General features: G+C 74.6%; 3 protein-coding genes. All 3 read right to left on the bottom strand.

Annotation, left to right across the window (positions count from 1 at the left end):
• Positions 1 to 1,708: biotin carboxylase N-terminal domain-containing protein (locus Q4D18_RS11335; RefSeq protein ID WP_303128488.1), on the bottom strand; the 1,708-nt coding region annotated here is incomplete at its 3' end.
• A gap of 174 nt (positions 1,709 to 1,882) precedes the next feature.
• Positions 1,883 to 2,578, bottom strand: coding sequence for a nucleoside triphosphate pyrophosphatase (locus Q4D18_RS11330; protein WP_303128486.1), 696 nt, complete (start codon positions 2,576 to 2,578; stop codon positions 1,883 to 1,885).
• A partial coding sequence (locus Q4D18_RS11325) for a DUF885 domain-containing protein (RefSeq protein WP_303128485.1) occupies positions 2,575 to 3,629 on the bottom strand: 1,055 nt, incomplete at its 5' end. The genes Q4D18_RS11330 and Q4D18_RS11325, both read right to left, overlap by 4 nt.

Below are 3,629 nucleotides of genomic sequence, written 5' to 3'. Positions count from 1 at the left end.
CCTCGGTCACGGTGTCACCGTCCTTCGCGGCCACCTTCACCACGGTGCCCTGCATGGGTGCGGTGAGAGCGTCCGTGCTCGCAGCAGCAGGGGCGGCGCCGGCCCGGCGCCCGCCCCGGGGACGACGCCGGCCCGCCCCGGCGCGCGCGGCGGCGTCCTGGAGCTGGTGCATCGCCGCCCCCCACGTGGGCAGGGTGACGTCCACGCGCTTGCCGTTGACCTCCACGGTCACGGTGTGCCGCGGCTCGCGCGCCGCGGGCTCGACCGGAGCCAGCTGCGCCGGGGGGATCTCGTGGGCGAACTCGGTCTCGATCCAGCGCGTGTGGACCGAGAACGGCGCGTCGGAGTCCTGCAGCTCGGGGGCGAACGCGGGGTCCGTCACCACGGCGCGGTGGAAGGGCAGCACGGTGGGCATGTCGGCGATCTCGGCCTCCCGCAGCGCGCGGGCCGCCCGCTGGAGGGCCTGGCGACGGGTGGCGCCGGTGACGATCAGCTTGGCCACCATGGAGTCGAACGCGCCGGAGACGGTCTCGCCCTCCACCACGCCGGCGTCCACGCGCACGCCCGGCCCCGAGGGCATCCGGAACGTGCTCAGGGTGCCGGGGGCGGGCAGGAAGCCCCGCCCCGGATCCTCGCCGTTGAGGCGGAACTCGAACGAGTGGCCGCGCACCTCCGGGTCCCCGTAGCCGAGGGCCTCGCCGCGCGCGAGCCGGAACTGCTCCCGCACCAGGTCGATCCCCGTGACCTCCTCGGTCACCGGGTGCTCCACCTGCAGGCGGGTGTTGACCTCCAGGAAGGACAGCGTGCCGTCCTGGCCCACGAGGAACTCGCACGTGCCGGCGCCCACGTATCCGGCGGTCTTCAGCAGGGCCTTCGACGACTCCACGAGGCGGGTGTTCTGCTCGTCGCTGAGGAACGGCGCCGGGGCCTCCTCCACGAGCTTCTGGTTGCGGCGCTGCAGCGAGCAGTCGCGCGTGGACACGACGACGACGTCGCCGTGGGCGTCCGCCAGGCACTGGGTCTCCACGTGGCGGGGACGGTCCAGGAACCGCTCCACGAAGCACTCGCCGCGGCCGAACGCGGCGACGGCCTCGCGCACGGCGGACTCGTAGAGCTCGGGGATCTCCTCGCGCGTGCGGGCCACCTTGATGCCGCGGCCGCCGCCGCCGTAGGCCGCCTTGATGGCCACGGGCAGGCCGAACTCGTCCGCGAAGGCCACGACCTCGTCCGTGCCGTTGACGGGGGACGTGGTGCCCGGGGCCAGCGGGGCGCCGACCTCGGTGGCGATGCGGCGGGCGGAGACCTTGTCCCCGAGGGCGTCGATCGCCGCCGGCGGCGGGCCGATCCACACCAGGCCCGCGGCCTCCACGGCGCGCGCGAAGTCCGCGTTCTCCGAGAGGAAGCCGTAGCCGGGGTGCACGGCGTCGGCGCCGGAGCGCTCGGCGGCGTCCAGGATCTTCTCCACGACCAGGTAGGAGTCCGCGGCGGTCTCCCCGCCGAGGGCCACGGCCTCGTCCGCGAGCTTCACGTGGAGCGCGTCCCGGTCCGGCTCGGCGTACACGGCCACGGAGGTCAGGCCCTCGTCCTGGCAGGCCCGGACCACGCGGACGGCGATCTCGCCGCGGTTGGCGATCAACACGCGGGAGAAGCGCCGTGCCTTCCCGTCGGCGGAGGCGGGGGTGGCCTGGAGGCCGCTGCTCGTGGTCATGGGGTCAGGCTCCTGAAGACGGGGACGGGTTCGGGGTGTGGCCGCCGCGGGGGTCCGGCCCGCCGCGCCGGTTCGGTGGGCGATGCACGGGCCGCCCGCACGGCGCCGATGTCCATCAGCACTGTACTGCGGTGGTGGGGCCCCGCCCAGGTGTTCGCGGGAGCCCCGTGGTGCTCAGGCCGGATGGTTGGAGGTTTCCCACAAGTCGGCGAACCGCAGGCCCAGCTCCGCGCACTGCGCGCGCAGCACCGCCACGGACAGCCCGATCACCGCGTTCGGATCCCCGTCCACGGACTCCACGAGCGCCGCGCCGGCGCCGTCGATCGTGAACGCCCCGGCGCACAGCAGGGGCTCCCCGGTGGCCACGTAGGCGCGCACGGTGTCCTGGTCCACGTCGGCGAAGCGCACGTCCGCGCCCACGCAGGTGGACGTCTCCGCGTGCGGCACCGCGCCCTCGTCGCCGGGCATGAGCAGCCCCGCCCACTGGCCCGTGTGGAGCCGGCCGGTGCGCCCGGCCTGGGCGCGCCAGCGCTCGAGGGCCACCTCGGGCTCGTACGGCTTGCCGTGGGCCACGCCGTCCAGCTCGAACACGGAGTCGCAGCCGACCACCAGGGTGGGGCCGGCCACGCCCTCCGCGGCCGCCCGCTCGGCCACGTTCAGGCCCTTGGCCTGGGCCAGCAGCAGGGCCAGTTCGCCCGGGGTCGCCTCGGGGCGCGCCGCCCCCAGGGCTTCTTCGTCCACGTCGGACACCAGGACGCGGAAGGGGAGGCGGGCGCGCCGCAGGATCTCGGCGCGGCCCGGCGAGGCCGAGCCGAGCACCAGGGCGAGGCGTCCGAGGCAGGGGCGGGCGCCGTCGTCGGCAGGGGTCATGCGAGCGCTTCGCGCAGGGTGTCCAGGCCCATCGATCCCAGACGGAGCGCGCGTGTGTGGAAGGCCTTCAGGTCGAAGTCCGCGCCCTCTCGGGCCTCGTGCTCCGCACGGATCTGCTCCCAGATGCGCTGGCCGACCTTGTAGGCGGGCGCCTGGCCCGGCCAGCCGAGGTAGCGGGTGAACTCGAACCGGCGCTGGCCCTCGGAGAGGATCAGGTGCTTCGAGAGGAAGTCGTAGCCCCGCTCCGGGGTCCACGCGCCGCCGCCCTCCGAGGCGGGCATGTCGAAGCCGCAGTGGTAGCCGATGTCGAACACCACGCGGGCCGCGCGCATGCGCTGCATGTCCAGCATGCCCAGGTGGTCCCCGGCGTCCTCGAGGAAGCCGAACTCGTCCATCAGCCGCTCGGCGTAGAGGGCCCAGCCCTCGCCGTGGCCGGAGGTCCAGCAGAAGCTGCGGCGCCACAGGTTCAGCTCGTCCCGGGCCAGCATGGCCGTGGCGATCTGCAGGTGATGGCCGGGAACGCCCTCGTGGTACACCGTGGTGGTCTCGGCCCACGTGGTGAACTCATCCTCGCCCGCCGGCACGGACCACCACATGCGGCCCGGGCGGGAGAAGTCCTCGGAGGGGCCGGTGTAGTAGATGCCGCCCTCCTGGGTGGGGGCGATCATGCACTCCACCCGGTCCATGGGCGCCGGGATCTCGAAGTGCTCCTTCATGGCCTCCAGCGCCTGGTCGGAGAGCCCCTGCATCCACTCCCGCAGCGCCTGCGTCCCCTTGAGCCTCCGGGCCGGGTCCGCGTCCAGGACGGCGCGGGCCTCCTCCACGGTGGCGCCGGGGCGGATGCGCTCGGCGTCCGCCTCCTGCGCCGCGACGATCCGGGCCAGCTCCTCCTGGCCCCAGCGGTAGGTCTCCTCCAGGTCGATCTCCGCGCCGAGGAACACGCGGGAGGCCAGGCGGTAGGCCTCGATCCCGACGGCGTCCTCCTCGGGGGCGTGCGGGCGCAGCTCCTCGCGCAGGGCCGTGGCGAAGTCCCGGTAGGCCTCGGCGCCGG

It is taken from the genome of Micrococcus sp. (assembly GCF_030523875.1).
In the GTDB taxonomy this organism is placed as follows: Bacteria; Actinomycetota; Actinomycetes; order Actinomycetales; family Micrococcaceae; genus Micrococcus.
The sequence above is the reverse complement of the archived record's forward strand: the minus strand, read 5'-3'. Positions and strand labels throughout refer to the sequence as shown.

Bases quoted from the DNA above. Each gene is read 5' to 3' on its own strand.
- Q4D18_RS11330 (WP_303128486.1), bottom strand. From the start codon at position 2,578: ATGACCCCTGCCGACGACGGCGCCCGCCCCTGCCTCGGACGCCTCGCC.